14 protein-coding genes and 1 pseudogene are annotated in these 15,000 nt (G+C 70.1%); 8 read left to right on the plus strand and 7 right to left on the minus strand.

Annotated features, from left to right (window positions below; all coding sequences use genetic code 11):
* Nucleotides 1–88 precede the first annotated feature (88 nt).
* Nucleotides 89–769, minus strand: a complete 681-nt coding sequence (locus ACFXB5_RS46920; protein ID WP_037960596.1) for a response regulator transcription factor — start codon at nucleotides 767–769, stop codon at nucleotides 89–91.
* Nucleotides 766–2,061 carry a sensor histidine kinase gene (locus ACFXB5_RS46925; RefSeq protein WP_385220384.1) on the minus strand — a complete coding sequence of 432 codons (1,296 nt, stop codon included), beginning with the start codon at nucleotides 2,059–2,061 and terminating at the stop codon, nucleotides 766–768. The genes ACFXB5_RS46920 and ACFXB5_RS46925 overlap by 4 nt, the downstream gene beginning before the upstream one ends.
* A gap of 323 nt (nucleotides 2,062–2,384) precedes the next feature.
* Here ACFXB5_RS46925 and phoU point away from each other — a divergent pair, with 323 nt between their 5' ends.
* The 5 genes from phoU to ACFXB5_RS46950 all read left to right on the plus strand — a co-directional run bounded on the left by phoU (nucleotide 2,385) and on the right by ACFXB5_RS46950 (nucleotide 9,724).
* Nucleotides 2,385–3,062 carry a phosphate signaling complex protein PhoU gene (gene phoU, locus ACFXB5_RS46930; protein ID WP_385220387.1) on the plus strand — a complete coding sequence of 226 codons (678 nt, stop codon included), beginning with the start codon at nucleotides 2,385–2,387 and terminating at the stop codon, nucleotides 3,060–3,062.
* A 179-nt stretch (nucleotides 3,063–3,241) separates the two neighbouring features.
* The gene (locus ACFXB5_RS46935; RefSeq protein ID WP_385220390.1) at nucleotides 3,242–3,388 is read left to right on the plus strand and encodes a hypothetical protein; all 147 of its coding nucleotides are present in this window, start codon (nucleotides 3,242–3,244) and stop codon (nucleotides 3,386–3,388) included.
* A gap of 169 nt (nucleotides 3,389–3,557) precedes the next feature.
* A complete protein-coding gene (locus ACFXB5_RS46940; protein WP_385220392.1) occupies nucleotides 3,558–3,788 on the plus strand; it encodes a hypothetical protein in 231 nt (76 codons plus the stop codon).
* Between the two features lie 532 nt (nucleotides 3,789–4,320).
* A complete protein-coding gene (locus tag ACFXB5_RS46945) occupies nucleotides 4,321–8,508 on the plus strand; it encodes a hypothetical protein (RefSeq protein WP_385220395.1) in 4,188 nt (1,395 codons plus the stop codon).
* 292 nt (nucleotides 8,509–8,800) lie between these two features.
* On the plus strand, nucleotides 8,801–9,724 hold the full coding sequence (locus tag ACFXB5_RS46950; RefSeq protein WP_385220398.1) for an FkbM family methyltransferase: 924 nt from the start codon (nucleotides 8,801–8,803) through the stop codon (nucleotides 9,722–9,724).
* Between the two features lie 74 nt (nucleotides 9,725–9,798).
* On the opposite strand, the gene ACFXB5_RS46955 is transcribed toward ACFXB5_RS46950, so the two are convergent.
* From ACFXB5_RS46955 to ACFXB5_RS46965, 3 genes are all read right to left on the minus strand, one after another.
* Entirely contained in the window at nucleotides 9,799–10,413 is a 615-nt protein-coding gene (locus ACFXB5_RS46955) for a dihydrofolate reductase family protein (RefSeq protein WP_385220400.1), read from the minus strand.
* A gap of 90 nt (nucleotides 10,414–10,503) precedes the next feature.
* A complete protein-coding gene (locus tag ACFXB5_RS46960; protein ID WP_385220403.1) occupies nucleotides 10,504–11,262 on the minus strand; it encodes a glycosyltransferase family 2 protein in 759 nt (252 codons plus the stop codon).
* A 2-nt stretch (nucleotides 11,263–11,264) separates the two neighbouring features.
* Nucleotides 11,265–12,050 carry a GntR family transcriptional regulator gene (locus tag ACFXB5_RS46965; protein WP_385220406.1) on the minus strand — a complete coding sequence of 262 codons (786 nt, stop codon included), beginning with the start codon at nucleotides 12,048–12,050 and terminating at the stop codon, nucleotides 11,265–11,267.
* A 224-nt stretch (nucleotides 12,051–12,274) separates the two neighbouring features.
* On the opposite strand from ACFXB5_RS46965, the gene ACFXB5_RS46970 reads away from it, so the two are divergent.
* Nucleotides 12,275–12,886, plus strand: coding sequence for a DJ-1/PfpI family protein (locus ACFXB5_RS46970; RefSeq protein ID WP_385220409.1), 612 nt, complete (start codon nucleotides 12,275–12,277; stop codon nucleotides 12,884–12,886).
* 41 nt (nucleotides 12,887–12,927) lie between these two features.
* On the opposite strand, the gene ACFXB5_RS46975 is transcribed toward ACFXB5_RS46970, so the two are convergent.
* Nucleotides 12,928–13,533: an ArsR/SmtB family transcription factor gene (locus ACFXB5_RS46975; protein ID WP_385220412.1), complete on the minus strand. Its 606-nt coding sequence runs from the start codon at nucleotides 13,531–13,533 to the stop codon at nucleotides 12,928–12,930.
* Nucleotides 13,534–13,682: 149 nt separating this feature from the next.
* On the opposite strand from ACFXB5_RS46975, the gene ACFXB5_RS46980 reads away from it, so the two are divergent.
* Nucleotides 13,683–13,955: a hypothetical protein gene (locus tag ACFXB5_RS46980; RefSeq protein WP_385220415.1), complete on the plus strand. Its 273-nt coding sequence runs from the start codon at nucleotides 13,683–13,685 to the stop codon at nucleotides 13,953–13,955.
* Between the two features lie 167 nt (nucleotides 13,956–14,122).
* Nucleotides 14,123–14,599 (plus strand): annotated as a pseudogene (locus ACFXB5_RS46985) (GntR family transcriptional regulator); the annotation flags it as partial.
* A gap of 30 nt (nucleotides 14,600–14,629) precedes the next feature.
* On the opposite strand, the gene ACFXB5_RS46990 reads toward ACFXB5_RS46985, so the two are convergent.
* A partial coding sequence (locus ACFXB5_RS46990) for a GIY-YIG nuclease family protein (protein WP_385220418.1) occupies nucleotides 14,630–15,000 on the minus strand: 371 nt, incomplete at its 5' end.

Genomic DNA, 15,000 nt, shown 5'->3' on the forward strand with positions numbered 1-15,000 from the left:
CCACCCCGCGCTAGCCCCAGAACCCCCCTCCGCCCGACGGCGACGTGGCCCCCCACTCCGTCCGGCATTCCGGGACACAGACCCGGTTTTACGGCTCGAACTTGTAGCCCAGACCCCGCACCGTCACCAGGTACCGAGGCGCGCCCGGATCAGGCTCGATCTTCGCCCGGAGGCGCTTGACGTGGACGTCGAGGGTCTTGGTGTCGCCCACGTAGTCCGCGCCCCAGACGCGGTCGATCAGCTGCATACGGGTCAGCACCCGGCCCGCGTTGCGGAGCAACATCTCCAGCAGGTCGAACTCCTTCAGCGGGAGGTCCACCTTGCCGCCGCCGACCGTGACCACGTGCCGGTCGACGTCCATCCGGACCGGTCCGGCCTCCAGGGCGGCCGGGGTGACCTCCTCCGGCTCGCCGCGGCGGCGCAGCACGGCTCTGATCCGGGCGACCAGCTCGCGCGAGGAGAAGGGCTTGGTCACATAGTCGTCGGCGCCTATTTCCAGCCCGACCACCTTGTCGATCTCGCTGTCCTTGGCGGTCACCATGATCACCGGGACATTGGACCGGCCGCGCAGCTGGCGGCAGACCTCCGTACCGGGCAGGCCCGGCAGCATCAGGTCGAGCAGCACCAGGTCGGCGCCGTTCCGCTCGAACTCATCGAGCCCCTCGGGGCCCGTAGTCGCGATCGCGACCTCGAATCCCTCCTTGCGAAGCATGTACGACAGCGCGTCGCTGAACGATTCCTCGTCCTCGACGACCAGAACTCGGGTCACGGAAGGACCTCCGGGGCTGAGAGTGGTTCATTGGTGAAGGTCTCGTACGGCCGGCCTTGGTCCTCGCCATCGAGGTCTCCGGTGTCGTACGACTCGCTCGACTCGCGTGTCTCGCTCCGCGAGCGGTCCCGGTCCCGCGCCGCACCGGCTTCCGGGAGTCTCAGGGTGAAGGTGGAGCCCTGTCCCTCGGCGCTCCACACGGTCACCTCCCCGCCGTGCGAGGCGGCCACATGCTTGACGATGGCGAGCCCGAGCCCGGTTCCGCCGGTCTGCCGCGAGCGGGCGGGGTCGACTCGGTAGAAGCGCTCGAAGATCCGCTCGCGGTCCTTCTCGGAGATGCCTATGCCCTGGTCGGTCACGGCGATCTCGATCAGGTCGCCGCCGGTCGCGGGGATGCGGCGGGCGGCGATGCCGACGCGGGTGCGGGCCGGGCTGTAGTTGACCCCGTTCTCGACGAGATTGCCGAGCGCGGCGGCCAACTGGCCGCGGTTGCCCCAGACGTGCAGATCGGCGGTGCCGCCCGTGGCCATCGTGATCTGTTTGGTGCCCGCCTGGTGACGGCACCGGTCGATGGCCTCGGCGACGAGCTCGTCCACCCGGACCGGCTCGGCGTCCTCCAGCGGGTCGTCGTTCTGCACCCGGGAGAGGTCGATGAGCTCCTGGACCAGGCTGGTCAGGCGGGTGGCCTCGACCTGCATCCGCCCGGCGAAGCGGGTGACCGCCTCCGGGTCGTCGGACGCGTCCATCACGGCCTCGGACAGCAGGGACAGCGCGCCGACCGGGGTCTTGAGCTCATGGCTGACGTTGGCGACGAAGTCGCGTCGTACGGCCTCGATCCGGCGGGCCTCGGTGAGGTCCTCGACGAGCAGCAGGACCAGCCGGGAGCCCAGTGGGGCCACTCTGGCGGAGACGGCGAGCGCGTCGCCGCCCCGGCCGGTGCCGCGGCGCGGCAGATCGAGCTCGATCTGCCGGATCTCGCCGTCCCGCCGGGTGTCGCGGGCCATCGCCAGCATCGGCTCGACGGCCAGCTTGCCGCCGCGCACCAGGCCCAGCGCGTACGCGGCCGAGCTCGCCTTGACGACGGCGTCCGCTTCGTCGAGGACGACGGCCGAGGAACGCAGGACCGAAAGCACGGTGTCCACGCCGGGCGGCAGCACGGCGTCGGTATGCAGCGAGGAGCGCGTAGGCTTCGCCTGTTCACGCTCGCTCCAGCGGAACGCCAGCATGGCGATGACGCCGGTGCACAACCCGGCGAGCGCCGCCACTGCGGCGATCGCCGCGTTCACGTTCATGCATCCAGGTTATGCGGGCGGCGAGACCCCTCCACAGCCCCGTGACGATCCCCTCGGTCAGACGTTGCCGAGAGTTCACCGAGGAGTCGGTATCGGTTCACTCCGGACGTTTCGTCGAGCGGGCGTCACACGGGGCAGCCGGGGCCGCGTTGCCGAGAGTTCACCTGTGCATCAGGTGTGATTAACGCCCGATGCCGGAAGCGGACGCGTTTCGGCCGGAGCGTGGAAGTGTGGGGCCCCGGGGCATGAGCCACGGAGACTGCCAGGAAACCTGTCAGAGCCTGTCAAAGATCGTCACCGAGAGTCAGTGAAAGAGGTCAGTGATGCGGGACGCGTACCACGAGGAGCTTGATTCGATCGGGGACGGCCTGGTCGACATGGCCCGGCTCGTCGGTTCGGCCATCGGCCGTGCCACCACTGCCATTCTCGACGCGGACCTCAAGCTCGCCGAGAGCGTCATCGCCGCCGATGAGAAGGTCGATGATCTGCAGCGGGATCTGGAGGGACGGGCGATAGCCCTGCTCGCCCGGCAGCAGCCGGTCGCCACCGATCTGCGGATAGTCGTGACCAGCCTGCGGATGAGCGCCGACCTGGAGCGCTCCGGCGACCTCGCACAGCACGTCGCCAAGCTGGCCCGGCTCCGCTTCCCGGACTCGGCCGTGCCGCACGACCTGCACGCCACGATCCTGGAGATGGGCCAGCTCGCCCAGCGGCTGATGGCGAAGGCCGCCGAGGTCATCATCACCAAGGACGTCGACCTCGCGCTCCAGCTGGAGCAGGACGACGACGCGATGGACACCCTGCACCGCGCCCTCTTCCAGCACCTGATGGACGACCGCTGGAAGCACGGCATCGAGACGGCCGTGGATGTCACGCTGCTCGGCCGCTACTACGAGCGGTTCGCGGACCACGCGGTCTCGGTCGCCAAGCGCGTGGTCTACCTGGTCACCGGTGAGCACGCCGACGAGTTGTCCCTGCAGGGGGATGTCGAAGGGGCGTGACCGGGGAAGGGGCGTGACCGTAAACGGGGCCGTGACCGTCGAAGGGCGCGAACGGCTACGGAGTGTGAGCATATGCGACGTTGTGCACCAAAGCGCCGTCGACGCGCCCCTGCGCTCGGCCGCCGGGTCATCGGCACCATGAGCAGCAGGTGACGTGACCCCTCCCGAGGAGGAGACGCATGGCGGACCTCTCCAAGCCCGAAGCGGACCTCTCCAAGCCCGAACCCGCTCCGACCCACTCCGTCGGCGCATGCGGCTGCGGCTCGGGCTGCGGCTGCGGCTGTCAGTCCGGCGGCCCGTGCCAGTGCGGCGGCAACTGCGGCTGACCGGCGCGACCGGCTCGACCCGCTCGACCGATACGACCCGTATGTACGACCCGTATGACAGAGGGCCTGGGACCGATGACCGGTCCCAGGCCCTCGCGCGTCGGCCACGGTTTCGTCGGCACGTCCCGCCCGAGGTGCGGTCGACGCCGTGAGCGGCGAGCCTGGTCCTATGGAGGACAAGACCCCGGCCCCGCCTCGCGTCGTGGTGGACGAACCGCTGGACGGTCGCCGTCGTGTGCTGATCGACGGCGCCGACGTCGGAGTGGTGGTGAGCCCGGACGAGCTCCGGCGGCTCCTGCACCGCGCGGGTGTGATGGAAGAGGACGCGCCCCTCGACAACCCCGAGCTGATCGAATGGCACGGCGGCGGTCCCGACGACTGGCCCGCCGCGCCCCGGTGACACACGCCGCCCGGCTCACGTACGCGCCAGGCTGACGCGCGCTCGGCTGACGCGTGCGCTCAGACAGACGACGTATCAGACAGACGACGTAGCAGAGACGGCAGAACCGCCACAACGTCCGGCGCCGGTCCCTCCCCTCGTGGGGACCGGTGCCGAACGCTGGAGCGGTGCCGACCCGCGCCGTACGGCTGCGGATCAGGGGCCGGATCCGTGGTCGATGCGACCGCCGTCCCCGATGGGACCGGCTTCACGGATCTCCGGGGCTCACGCGACGCGCCCGCGACCGCCGTCTCGTGACCGCGACGAAAGCTGACCGAGAACATGCGGTGCCATGGGTTGTCTCTCCGTGCGCTGAGCTGATGGCCTGGCTGGACGGCTCGTGGTGGATGCGCTATCGCGCCATGATCCTGCCAGCTGTGCCTCCCACCGAGGAGGTTCCGGTATCACGCCGCCGGTTTCTCCGCTGGTCAGCCATATAAAGTGAGTTTTCCGGTCCGGATGTCCAGCGCGGGGGAAGTAAGGAGTGGAGACCTTGAGTTCCGACTCGGGGGCACGCATAGCCTTCGCGGAACGCCTCGCACTGCTGTACAGGGAGGCCGGTAATCCTCCCCTCAAGAGCGTGGCCGAGGCAGTCGTCCGACTCCAGCGGACCGATGAGCGGGGGCGTCCCGTACGGGTCTCCGCCCAGCGGATCAGCGACTGGCGACGAGCAAAGAACGTACCCGCCCAGTTCGCCGCCCTCGCGGCCGTCCTGCACGTCCTGATACCCGACGCACGGCGCTCGCGGCCCGTACCGGTGTCCCCGGGCCTGTACGACATGGCCCGCTGGCAACGGCTGTGGGAGCGTGCGCTGGCCGACCCGGTCGGCGAACGCCCCACGCCGGCCGCGGAAGAGGAGGAAGGGCCCCCGGCCGAGGGTCCGACGGTCCCCGGCGGCGTATGCCCGTACCGGGGCCTGGCCTCGTACCGCCGGCAGGACGCCCGGTGGTTCTTCGGCCGGGAGCGGAGCACGGACGCCCTCGTCACCCAGCTGCACGCGGCGGAGAAGACGGGCGGCCTGGTCGTGCTCGTGGGCGCTTCGGGGGCGGGGAAGTCCTCGCTGCTGAACGCCGGTCTGGTGCCCGCGCTGCGCACCGGGGCGCCGGGCGACGGGGACGGCCGGTCGAGGGGCGTACTGCAACTCGTCCCGGGCGGCGACCCGCTCACGGAGCTGGCCCGCCACATCCCCGAACTCGCGCGCGTGGTCCCCACGGCGGAGCAACCGGAACCGGACCAGCCGGAACCGGACCAGCCAGAACCGGACGCGGACGAACGGACGGCTGACGGACGACCAGCAGACGCACCGACAACAGACGCCCCGCCAGCAGACGCCCTGCCAACAGACGCGCGTACAGCAGACGCGCGTACAGCAGACAAACCGGCAGTAAATAATCCAGCCATACACGAACCAGCCGCCGCGCCCGGCACCCCGCAATTCACCCACGCGGTCCGCGCGGCCGTCACCGCGTGGGCGGACCGCGAGACGTCGTCCTCCGACACCCGCCCCGTCGTGATCGTGGATCAGTTCGAGGAGGCGTTCACCCTCGGCTCCGACGAGGCCGACCGGCGTACGTTCATCCAGCTCCTCCACGCCGCCTGCACCCCCGCCGGCCCCGGCGAGCCGCCCCCCGTGCTCGTCGTCCTCGGCATCCGCGCGGACTTCTACGAGCAGTGCCTGGCCTACCCCGAACTGGCCGACGCGCTCCAGCACCGGCACATGGTGCTCGGGCCGCTGACCGCCGCCGAGTTGCGCGAGGCGGTGACCGGCCCGGCCAAGGCGGTGGGCCTCGAGCTCGAACCCGGGCTCGCGGAGCTGATCGTCCGGGAGGTGAGCGCCGACGGCCCCCGTGGGACGCATGACGCGGGCGTACTGCCGCTCCTCTCCCACGCCCTGCTCGCCACCTGGCAGCGACGGAAGGGCGGACGGCTGACGCTGGCCGGTTACCGCGCGGCGGGCGGCATCCAGGGGGCGGTGGCGGCGACCGCCGAGCGGGCCTGGTCCAGCCTCGACTCCGAGGCGCGCACGGCCGCGAGGCTGCTGCTCCTCCGGCTGGTCCGGCTGGGCGAGGACACCCAGGCCACCCGCAGACGGGGGACGCGGCACCAGCTGGCGAGGGAGTCGACGGATCCGGGCAAGACGGAGGAATCGCTCGAAACGCTGGTCCGCGCCCGCCTGGTGACGCTCGACGCCGAGACCGTGGAGATCACTCATGAGGCGCTGCTCCACGCCTGGCCACGGCTGCGCGACTGGATCGACGAGGACCGCAACGACCATCTGGTGCGCCAGCGGCTGGAGGAGGACGGCCGGTCCTGGGAGGGCTCGAACCGCGACTCGTCCGTGCTCTACCGGGGCTCCCGGCTGGAGCAGGCCCACACCTGGGCGAAGACCGCGGGCGGCACCTATCTGACCCGTAGCGCGGTGGAGTTCCTCGCCGCCTCGGTCCGGCTGCGCAAGCGCACGGTGTGGCTCCGCCGTGGCGCGGTGTCGGCTCTGGTCGTACTGGCGGTGCTGGCCGCCGGTACGGCGGTGGTCGCGTGGCAGCAGCGGGACGACGCGGTGTTCGAGCAGGTGGTCACCGAGGCCGATCGCTACCAGAACACGGATCCGTCGCTGTCCGCCCAGCTCGCCCTGGTGGCACACGACTTGCGGCCGCACGACGAGGCCACCAGGAACCGGCTGCTGTCGGTGGTGAACGCGCCGCTGGCCACGCCGCTGCACGGCCACACCGGCGCCGTCTACCTCACCTCGTTCAGCCCGAACGGGCGGCTGCTGGCCACCGCCAGCTACGACCGGACCGTCCGGCTGTGGGACGTGAAGGACCGGACCCGCCCCAAACCGCTGGGCAAGCCCCTCACCGGCCATAAGAGCTGGGTGAGCAGCGCGGTCTTCAGCCCGGACGGCCGCACCCTCGCCAGCGCGGGTGACGACGGCACGATCCGGCTGTGGGACGTACGGGACCCCCGCCATCCGCGCCCGCTCGGCGCGCCCCTCTCCCACCACGACGGCACGATCTATCTGCTCGCCTTCAGCCCGGACGGGCGCACGCTGGCCACCGCCACGGAAGGTCGCGTCGTGCGCCTCTGGGACATGAGGCGCCCGGACCGGCCGAAGGCGATCGGCGCGCTGACCGGCGCCACCGCCGCCGTGCGCTCCGTGGCGTTCAGCCCCGACGGGCGGACGCTGGCCGCCGGGGGCGACGATGCGTCGATCAGGCTGTGGAACATGGCCGATCCGCGCCGTCCGAAGCGGATCGGCAAGGTGCTGACCGGCCACAAGGATCTGATCCACTCCGTGGCGTTCAGCCCGGACGGCCGGACCCTCGCCAGCGGCAGCGCGGACAACACCATCCGGCTGTGGGACGTCGGCGATCCGCGTCACGCGGAGCCGCTGGGCTCGCCGCTCACCGGGCACATCGGCCCCATCTGGTCGGTGTCCTTCAGCCCGGACGGATCCATGCTCGCCGCCGCCAGCCAGGACAGTACGGCGAGTCTGTGGAACGTCAGCGATCCGGCGTACCCGTCGCAGGTAGGCGAGCCGCTCGCGGGGAGCAGCGGCGAGATGTACGCCCTGGGCTTCAGCCCGGACGGGCGGACCCTCGCCACCGGGAGCGGCGACAACACGGTCCGGCTGTGGTCGATCCCGACGTCGGACATGGTCGGCCGGATCGGGGTGTTCCGGCCGGACGGGCGGGTGCTCGCCACGGCCGGGCGCGACGAGAAGGTCCGGCTGTGGAACGTGAAGGATCCCAACCGGCCGGTGCCGCTGGGCGAGCCGTTCGACCCCGGGGAGGGCACGGTGCGGGAGCTGACGTTCACCCCGGACGGCCACACCCTCGCGATGATGACCGGAGACCGCCAGGTGCGGCTGTGGAACGTCACCGATCCGACCCGGCCCGTTCCGTACAAGCCGCCCCTCCCCCTGCGGACCAGGTTCGCGGGCGCGCTGGGCTTCACACCGGACGGGCGCATGATGGCGACCGCGTACAACGACGACACCATCCAGCTGTGGAACGTCAGCGACCCGTCGCACGTCCGCCGGCTCGGCAAACCGCTCACCGGCCACCGGGGCTACGTCAACTCCCTCGTCTTCAGCCCGGACGGCCGCACGCTGGCCAGCGGCAGCGCGGACAACACCATCCGACTGTGGAAGGTGACCGACCCGCGCCACGCCACCCCACGGGGCGGGCCGGTCACGGGCCACCTCGGACCCGTCAACGCGCTCGTCTTCACCCCGGACGGCCATACGCTGGCCAGCGGCAGCGACGACAACACGGTCCGGCTGTGGGACGTCACCGACCCCGGCAGGGTGACCCGGCTGCGCTCCCCGCTCACCGGCCACACCGACGCGATCGTGTCGCTGACCTTCAGCCAGGACGGAAACACGCTCGCGAGCGGCGGCAACGACAACGCGGTCCGGCTGTGGGATGTCACCGTCCCGTCCAAGGCCACGTCCATCGGCCAGTCGCTGAGCCCCAACGCCAAGACCGGCAATTTCCTGTCGTTCAGCCCGCACAGCCGGATGCTCGGGGTGTCCAGCGGCGCGGACACGGTCCGGCTGTGGAGCCTGGACGTGGACGAGGCGGTGCGTCGCATCTGCTCGATGACGCGAGGTGTGCTGACCCCGGAGAAATGGGACGAATACCTCCCCCGGCTCTCGTATGCGCCTCCGTGCGGTCGGTAACGACGTTGCGCGAACGTTGCGTGATCGCGGTCACAACTGCTCCCGTGAGGGAGGAGTCGGCTTCCCCATCCCGGTGGCCGCGTTACTCTTAGGTACAGCCCGACCGCTGGTGCATCCCCCGTCGCCAGCGGTCGGGCGCTTCCATGTCCGGGCGATGTCCAGGGCATGTCCGGGGCCATGTCCGGGGGACACTGGGCACCGGTGCGGTGGCGCGACAGCGCACGAGACCGCACCCCGCACCCCGCACCCCGCACCCCGCATACAAGAAGACACCTCCCCACCTGGAGACCCCGTGATCCGCAGGCTCGACCAGGCCGCTCTCGACCTCGGCCGTGAGTACGTACGCCACGCGCCCTGGAGCGCCGGAAAGCGGGCCCTGGTCGAGCGCCACCTCAACGCCGCCCTGCGGGACCGTCCCCTGCACCGCCTGGCCCGTACGCGCTTCGGCGCCACCTTCGCCGTCGACACCCAGGACCTCATCCAGCGGTACCTCTACCTCTTCGGCGTCTGGGAGCCCCATATGACGCGGTGGCTCCAGCGCCGGCTGAAGCCCGGGGACGTCTTCGTGGACGTCGGGGCCAACATCGGCTACTACAGCCTCCTCGCCTCCCCCCTCGTCGGGCGCAGCGGGACCGTGGTGGCGATCGAGGCCTCACCGACGTTCCACCAGCTCCTCCAGCGCCACGCCCGGCGCAACGACCGCACCAACATCCGCGCCCTCAACACGGCCGTCTCCGACCGCGACGAGCAGCTGACCTTCATCCTCGCCAGCTCCCGCAACATGGGCGCCAACAGCGTCGTCCCCTACGACGGCCCCGCCGAGTCCACCTTCGAGATCGCGGCCCAGCCCCTGCCCGACCTCCTCACGGACGACGAGATCACCAACGCCCGGGTCATCAAGATCGACGTGGAGGGCGCGGAGGGCAGCGTGATCCGCGGCCTCGTCCCCCTCCTCGACAAACTGCGCCCCGACGCCGAACTGACCGTCGAGGTCACCCCCCAGCGCATGTCCGACCTGGGCGACTCCGTCGAAGACCTGCTGACCACTCTCAAGGGCCACGGCTTCCACGTCTACCGCCTGCCCAACGACTACGCGGCAGGCAGCTACCCCGACGCCCTGCGGCGCGCACCGGAGGTTCCGGTCCGCTGGCGGGGGCCGGTCACGGAGGAGAGCGACCTGGTCTTCTCCCGGGTCGACGCGGAGACCCTGCCCTGAGGACTCGGGCGCCTACTGGTCGTCCGGGGGCGTCTACTGGTCGCTGGGGGCGCCTACTGGTCGTCCGAGGGCGCCTACTGCTCGCCCTGGGGCAGGTGGGTCTTGGCGTCCTCGTAGGTGGCGTCGGCGGTGGACTCGGCCGGGGCGTAGACGAGGTGCAGCACACCGGTGCTGAACGTGGCGGAGGAGAGCAGCTTCAGCGGGATCGTGGTCTCGGCCTCGTCGAACAGCCGCATGCCCTTGCGGACGGCGATCGGGTGGACCAGCAGGTGCAGCTCGTCCAGCAGGCCGTGCGCCATGAGCTGCCGGACGACGGAGACCGAGCCGCTGAGGGCGATGTCCCCGCCCGGTTCGTTCTTCAGCGCGGTGACGGCGTCCGCGAAGTCGCCCTTGAGCAGCTCGGAGTTCCGCCAGGTGAAGCTGAGGTCCTGGCGCGACAGGACGATCTTGCGGGCGTCGCCGAGCTTCTTGGCGAAGTGGGCGTCCTCACCGCCCGCCGCCTCGCGGTCCGGCCAGGCTCCGGCGAAGCTGTCGTAGGTCTTGCGGCCGATGAGGAGGGTGTCGGACGCGCCGAGGACCGCGTCGACGGCGGCGCCCATCTCGTCGTTGAAGTAGGGGAAGTGCCACTGGTCGGGCGCCTCCACGACCCCGTCGAGCGAGATGAACAGGCTGGCGGTGATCTTCCTCATGATGCCCCTCCGTGGGATGCGGTCGGTGAGCTCTTCCTCCTCTCAGACCGGGGAGGCCGCACAAACTCATCGGCGGCGGCGAGCGGGTTTTCAGCGTGTGTCGTAGCGCCAGCCGTCCATGGCGGCCAGGACCCGCGCCCGCGCCTCGACCACCGCGAAGCGTGCAGCGCGCTCGGCCGCGTCGGTGTGGGCGGACTGGCTGGTGACCTGGCCGGGCCACTTGCGGTAGAGCAGACCCGTCTCGGCGGTGAACCAGCCGCGGCTGACCGCGTTGAGGGCCATGAGGAGGCCGGTGTCCTCGGAGGCGGGGAGGGCCATCCAGCCGCCGAGGGCGAGGAGCAGGTCCCGGCGTACGAAGAGGGTGGCGGGGTGAACCTGGGCGCGATAGTCGTTCGCCCGCCAGAACTCGAGAACCGCGCCGCGTGCGACGGGCCCCTGCGGCGGGTCCCCCTCGAAGCCGACGGTGGAGCCGTCGGGCAGCAGATCCAGGGCGCGGGAGGTGGCCCAGCCGAGGTCGGGGTGGTCGGTGAGCGCGCGGAGGTCGCGGGCGAGGGCGCCGGGGGTGAGCATGTCGTCGGCGTCCAGCACCTTGATGTACGCGCCCTCGGCACGGGAGAGCCCCATCATGCGTGCCATCGCGGCCCGGCCGGCCCGCCCCTGACCGAAGCTGACGCGGGCGTCATCAGGGACGTAAGGACGTACGGCGTCGGTCTCGCCGTCCTCCTGGATCACCCACTGCCAGTCCCAGCCGTCCGGCAGCTCCTGCTCGCACAACGACTTGTGGGCGTCCGGCAGATGCGCGGCCCCAGGGGCGTGCACCGCGGTGATGACGGTGATCGTGTTCGGCATGGTCACCACCTCTTCAGGGGCGTGGTGAAGACGAGTTCCGTACGGTCTCCGCACAGCGTCACGTCGGAGACCTCGACGACCCGATCGCCGATGTCCGTGCAGATCTTCCGGAGAACGATCACCGACACTCCCTTCTTGAGGCCGAGCGCCTCCGCCTCCTCCACCGTCGGCGGCCGGGCCGTGATCCGTTCCGCTATGCGGTCCAGCTCGATGCCGATCGTGTAGAGCTGATTCTGCGTGCCGCCGGGCCAGGGCTCATGGGCGGCGTCGAGCAGGTCGGGGTTGACGGCCACGACATCGTGGACCAGGTAGGAGTGTACGAGCGCGAACGGCGCGTCCTCCTCGCGGCAGTTGGTGCGGTAGATCCGCTCCAGCAGCCGCGTGCCCAAGGGGATCCCGAAGACCGACGCCAGGTCCTCATCGGCCTTCGCATCGCGGTACTCGGCGTGAAAGGCCAGGTCACCGACCTCCAGCCCGGTGTCGTGCTCGGTCGACCCGGTCCGCAGCCGCTCCGCCCTGGACCGGCGGGCCCGGTCCTTCTCCCACTGGTGCCGCTCGTTGCTCCGCTCGACCCGCCGGCGCGGGGTCCGTACGAACGTCCCCACCCCATGCCGCCTGTCGATCAGCCCCTCGGCCACCAGCTCCGACAGCGCCCGCTGCAGCGTCGGCACACTCGTCCGATACCGCGCCGCAAGCTTGTCCTCAGCCGGAAGCCGCTCCCCGGGTCCAAGCTGACCTGCGCGGATGCTCTGACGAAGGGCATCCGCGATCTGCTCGTACTTGGCCATGGGCGCTCACCGTCCTCGGTCGTGCGGCCGCTGCGGACACTTTCAGCGTAAGTCCTAAAGACGTCTTAAGGACCGCCCGGAGTGCCCGGACTGCCCGGAGTGCTACAGGACCGCTGCAGGACCGCTACCGAAAGGGCCACCACCCACCAATTGGCCCGCGCCCCGACCACAGCGCGCCTGAGAGGCTGAGCCACCCTGCCGTCGTCAAGGTCGAGGTAGATGTCATGCAGCAGGTAGCCGTGGTCACCTTTGACGGATTCAACGAACTCGACAGCTTCATCGCCTCGGCGCTGATCAACCGGTGTCGCAAGGACGGCCTGGAGGCGTTCATCACGACGCCGACGCCGGTCATCACCTCCATGAACGGCGTCGAGGTCACCGGCCAGCGCCCGATGGAATTCGTGACGGAAGCCGACGTCGTACTGATCGGCAGCGGCGTGAAGACACGCGACGTCGTCGCCGACGACCACCTGATCTCCAGGCTCCCCCTCGACCCGTCACACCAGCTGATCGGCGCCCAGTGCTCCGGCGCACTGGTCCTCGCCAAGCTCGGGCTGCTCGACGACATGCCCGCCTGCACGGACATCAAGACCCGCCCCTTCGTCGAAGCCGGCGGCGTCACCGTCCTGGACGTCCCCTTCCACGCCGAGGGCAACATCGCCACGGCGGGCGGCTGCCTGGCGTCCCAGTACCTCGGCACGTGGATCATCACCCGCACCCTCGGCGACGAGGCCGCCCGGGGCGTCCTCGACTACGTGGCCCCGGTCGGCGAAAACGAGGAAACCGTCGAGCGAGCCCTGCGAGCGGTCCACACGGGCGAGGCCGCCCTGAGCTGACGCCCAGCGCCTCAGCCCGCGCAGCTGATCGATGTACGGCGCTAGACGTCGTCCGCTTCGGTAGGCAGCATGAGCTGGGGACGCTCCTGGTCGGGCAGCACAACAAGGCGGACGGCCATGTTGCGGGAGCCGGAAGGACGATCCCCCGGTTCGGTCGCGTACTTGCGCAGGAGCGTCTGGTACTCCTCGACGAACGCCGCCACCTGATCCTTGGTCATCCACAGGCCGGAGCGCTGGATCTGGTTCCAGCCCGCCGAGTTGTCGTAGCCGGTGTACGCACTCACGACGAGACTCAGATCTTGCGTCATCTTGAGCGCGCCGATCTTCACCGCCGCTTCCCGTTCGTCGGCCGTCATGACGAGCCCTGGAGGCGTGAAAATATCCGTCATCAGCGACTTCCACCAGCGTTCACGGCCGCTGGACTTCTCTTCGATCTCGGCGATCAGGTTGAGATCCGCGAGCTTGCGCAGGTGGTAGCTGGTGGTGCCGGTGCTCTCGCCGAGCGCCTTGGCGACGCTGGTCGAGTTCGCCTCGCCGTGCTCGCCGAGATAGCTCAGGATGTCTCGGCGCACCGGGTTGGACAACGCCTTGTAGAAGGCCTTGAGGTCCGGGCCGGTGAGAACCCGTGTCTCAGGACGCTCAGCCATGCGGCAACCCTACTGCAGAGAGTCTCTGCAGAGTTGCAGAGACTGTTTGCAGAACTTCTCTGCAATAGCTAGCGTAAGGGCAAAGGTGCGGACAGGCGGGCCGGACGCACGGGCTGTGATGCCGCTTGCCCTTACACAGGGGGTTGCCCATGTCTGACTCACTGGATACTCGGATACGCGACGAGATCGACGACCAAGTCGCGGAAGCGTTCGACGCCTATCTGGCGGACCGACTTGCCGAACCGGGACCGCTACGCACAGCCCTCGCAACGAAGCGCAACGCCAAGGTGGTGCTGGGCACGATCGGGCTGGGCGCACTGACCACAGCCTTGGCCCCGGCGGACGTCACGGTGATCTGCTGGATCTGGGGCGCGATCGCCTCGATAGACGTCGCCTTCTTATTGGGCGCCCGCCGCCGTTGATGTGCGGCAGTTGTACCGCCGCGCCGATGGTGCGGCGCCTTGAACGCGTGAGGGCGGGCGCAACTCACCCCCGGAGCTTGGTGCGTTCATGTTCCGCGTTGCCGATGATGGCGTCGGCGCCGTCGATTTGACGCCTGAGCTTGCTGAGGACGTCGGTGCGGGCCGATCGGTGGATCAGCGAGGCCGCGGCGGGCCACCAGGCTCGCGGCAGCAGCCGGCTCCTCGACGTCACCGAGATCCGCCCGCCCGCCGACGTGGCCGAAGCGCTGCGTCTTCCGGAGAACGGCACGGCGCTACTGCGGGCACAGGTGCTGCTCCTGGACGATGAGCCGGTGGAGCTGGTGAAGTCGTACTACCCGCTGGAGCTGGCTCGCGGAACGGCGATGATGGACCGCCGCAAGATCAAGGGCAGCACCCCGGCCCTCCTCGCGGAGCTGGGCTACCCACCCCGCCTCAGCGTCGACAAGGTCTCTGCGCGCGTACCGACGCAGGAGCAGTACACGGTGCTCGGCCTGCCGGGGAACCTTCCCGTCCTGCGGACGCTGCGTGTCGTCTACTGCGATGGCGAGCGCCCCATCGAAGCGACGGTGATGACCAAGGCCGGGCATCTCTACGAGCTGCAGTACGAGTTCACTCCCTCCTGACCGACTCCTGAGGGTGCCCGGCCGATAGGCCTACGCGCTGATGGGCAACTCCCGCGCCCGCTGGCGGGCCTGGGCCCGCAACTCCTTCAGACGGCTGTGGAATCCGTTGTGGCCGTTCTGGTCGAGGTTCAGCGGTAGGTCGAGCCGGGAGATGAGCTGTGCCTCCAAGGCCCATGGCTCCTCCTGCTCGACCCAGCACACTCGGGCGGTGTCCGCCATCCACTGACTCAGGGTGGCCTCGCCGACCTTGCCGAAAGTCATCCGCTTACCGCTGCCCACGCGGCGCAGCTCAAGTCCGAGCAGGCAACTGTCGGCGACGGCCCAAATCCCCACTTTCCGACGAAAGCTGTCGCCGTAATTCCCCACCCCGTTGACGGCCGATTCCCCAGGGGGACGCCCGT

Source organism: Streptomyces sp. NPDC059455, from assembly GCF_042750115.1.
Taxonomy (GTDB): domain Bacteria; phylum Actinomycetota; class Actinomycetes; order Streptomycetales; family Streptomycetaceae; genus Streptomyces; species Streptomyces endocoffeicus.

What these genes read in the sequence shown, in the direction of transcription:
- ACFXB5_RS46960 (WP_385220403.1), bottom strand. Translation starts at nt 11,262, where the DNA reads ATGCCGAACACGATCACCGTCATCACCGCGGTGCACGCCCCTGGGGCC.
- ACFXB5_RS46965 (WP_385220406.1), bottom strand. Translation starts at nt 12,050, where the DNA reads ATGGCCAAGTACGAGCAGATCGCGGATGCCCTTCGTCAGAGCATCCGC.
- ACFXB5_RS46955 (WP_385220400.1), bottom strand. Translation starts at nt 10,413, where the DNA reads ATGAGGAAGATCACCGCCAGCCTGTTCATCTCGCTCGACGGGGTCGTG.
- ACFXB5_RS46975 (WP_385220412.1), bottom strand. Translation starts at nt 13,533, where the DNA reads ATGGCTGAGCGTCCTGAGACACGGGTTCTCACCGGCCCGGACCTCAAG.
- ACFXB5_RS46940 (WP_385220392.1), top strand. Translation starts at nt 3,558, where the DNA reads ATGGAGGACAAGACCCCGGCCCCGCCTCGCGTCGTGGTGGACGAACCG.
- ACFXB5_RS46970 (WP_385220409.1), top strand. Translation starts at nt 12,275, where the DNA reads ATGCAGCAGGTAGCCGTGGTCACCTTTGACGGATTCAACGAACTCGAC.
- ACFXB5_RS46935 (WP_385220390.1), top strand. Translation starts at nt 3,242, where the DNA reads ATGGCGGACCTCTCCAAGCCCGAAGCGGACCTCTCCAAGCCCGAACCC.
- ACFXB5_RS46925 (WP_385220384.1), bottom strand. Translation starts at nt 2,061, where the DNA reads ATGAACGTGAACGCGGCGATCGCCGCAGTGGCGGCGCTCGCCGGGTTG.
- phoU (WP_385220387.1), top strand. Translation starts at nt 2,385, where the DNA reads ATGCGGGACGCGTACCACGAGGAGCTTGATTCGATCGGGGACGGCCTG.
- ACFXB5_RS46980 (WP_385220415.1), top strand. Translation starts at nt 13,683, where the DNA reads ATGTCTGACTCACTGGATACTCGGATACGCGACGAGATCGACGACCAA.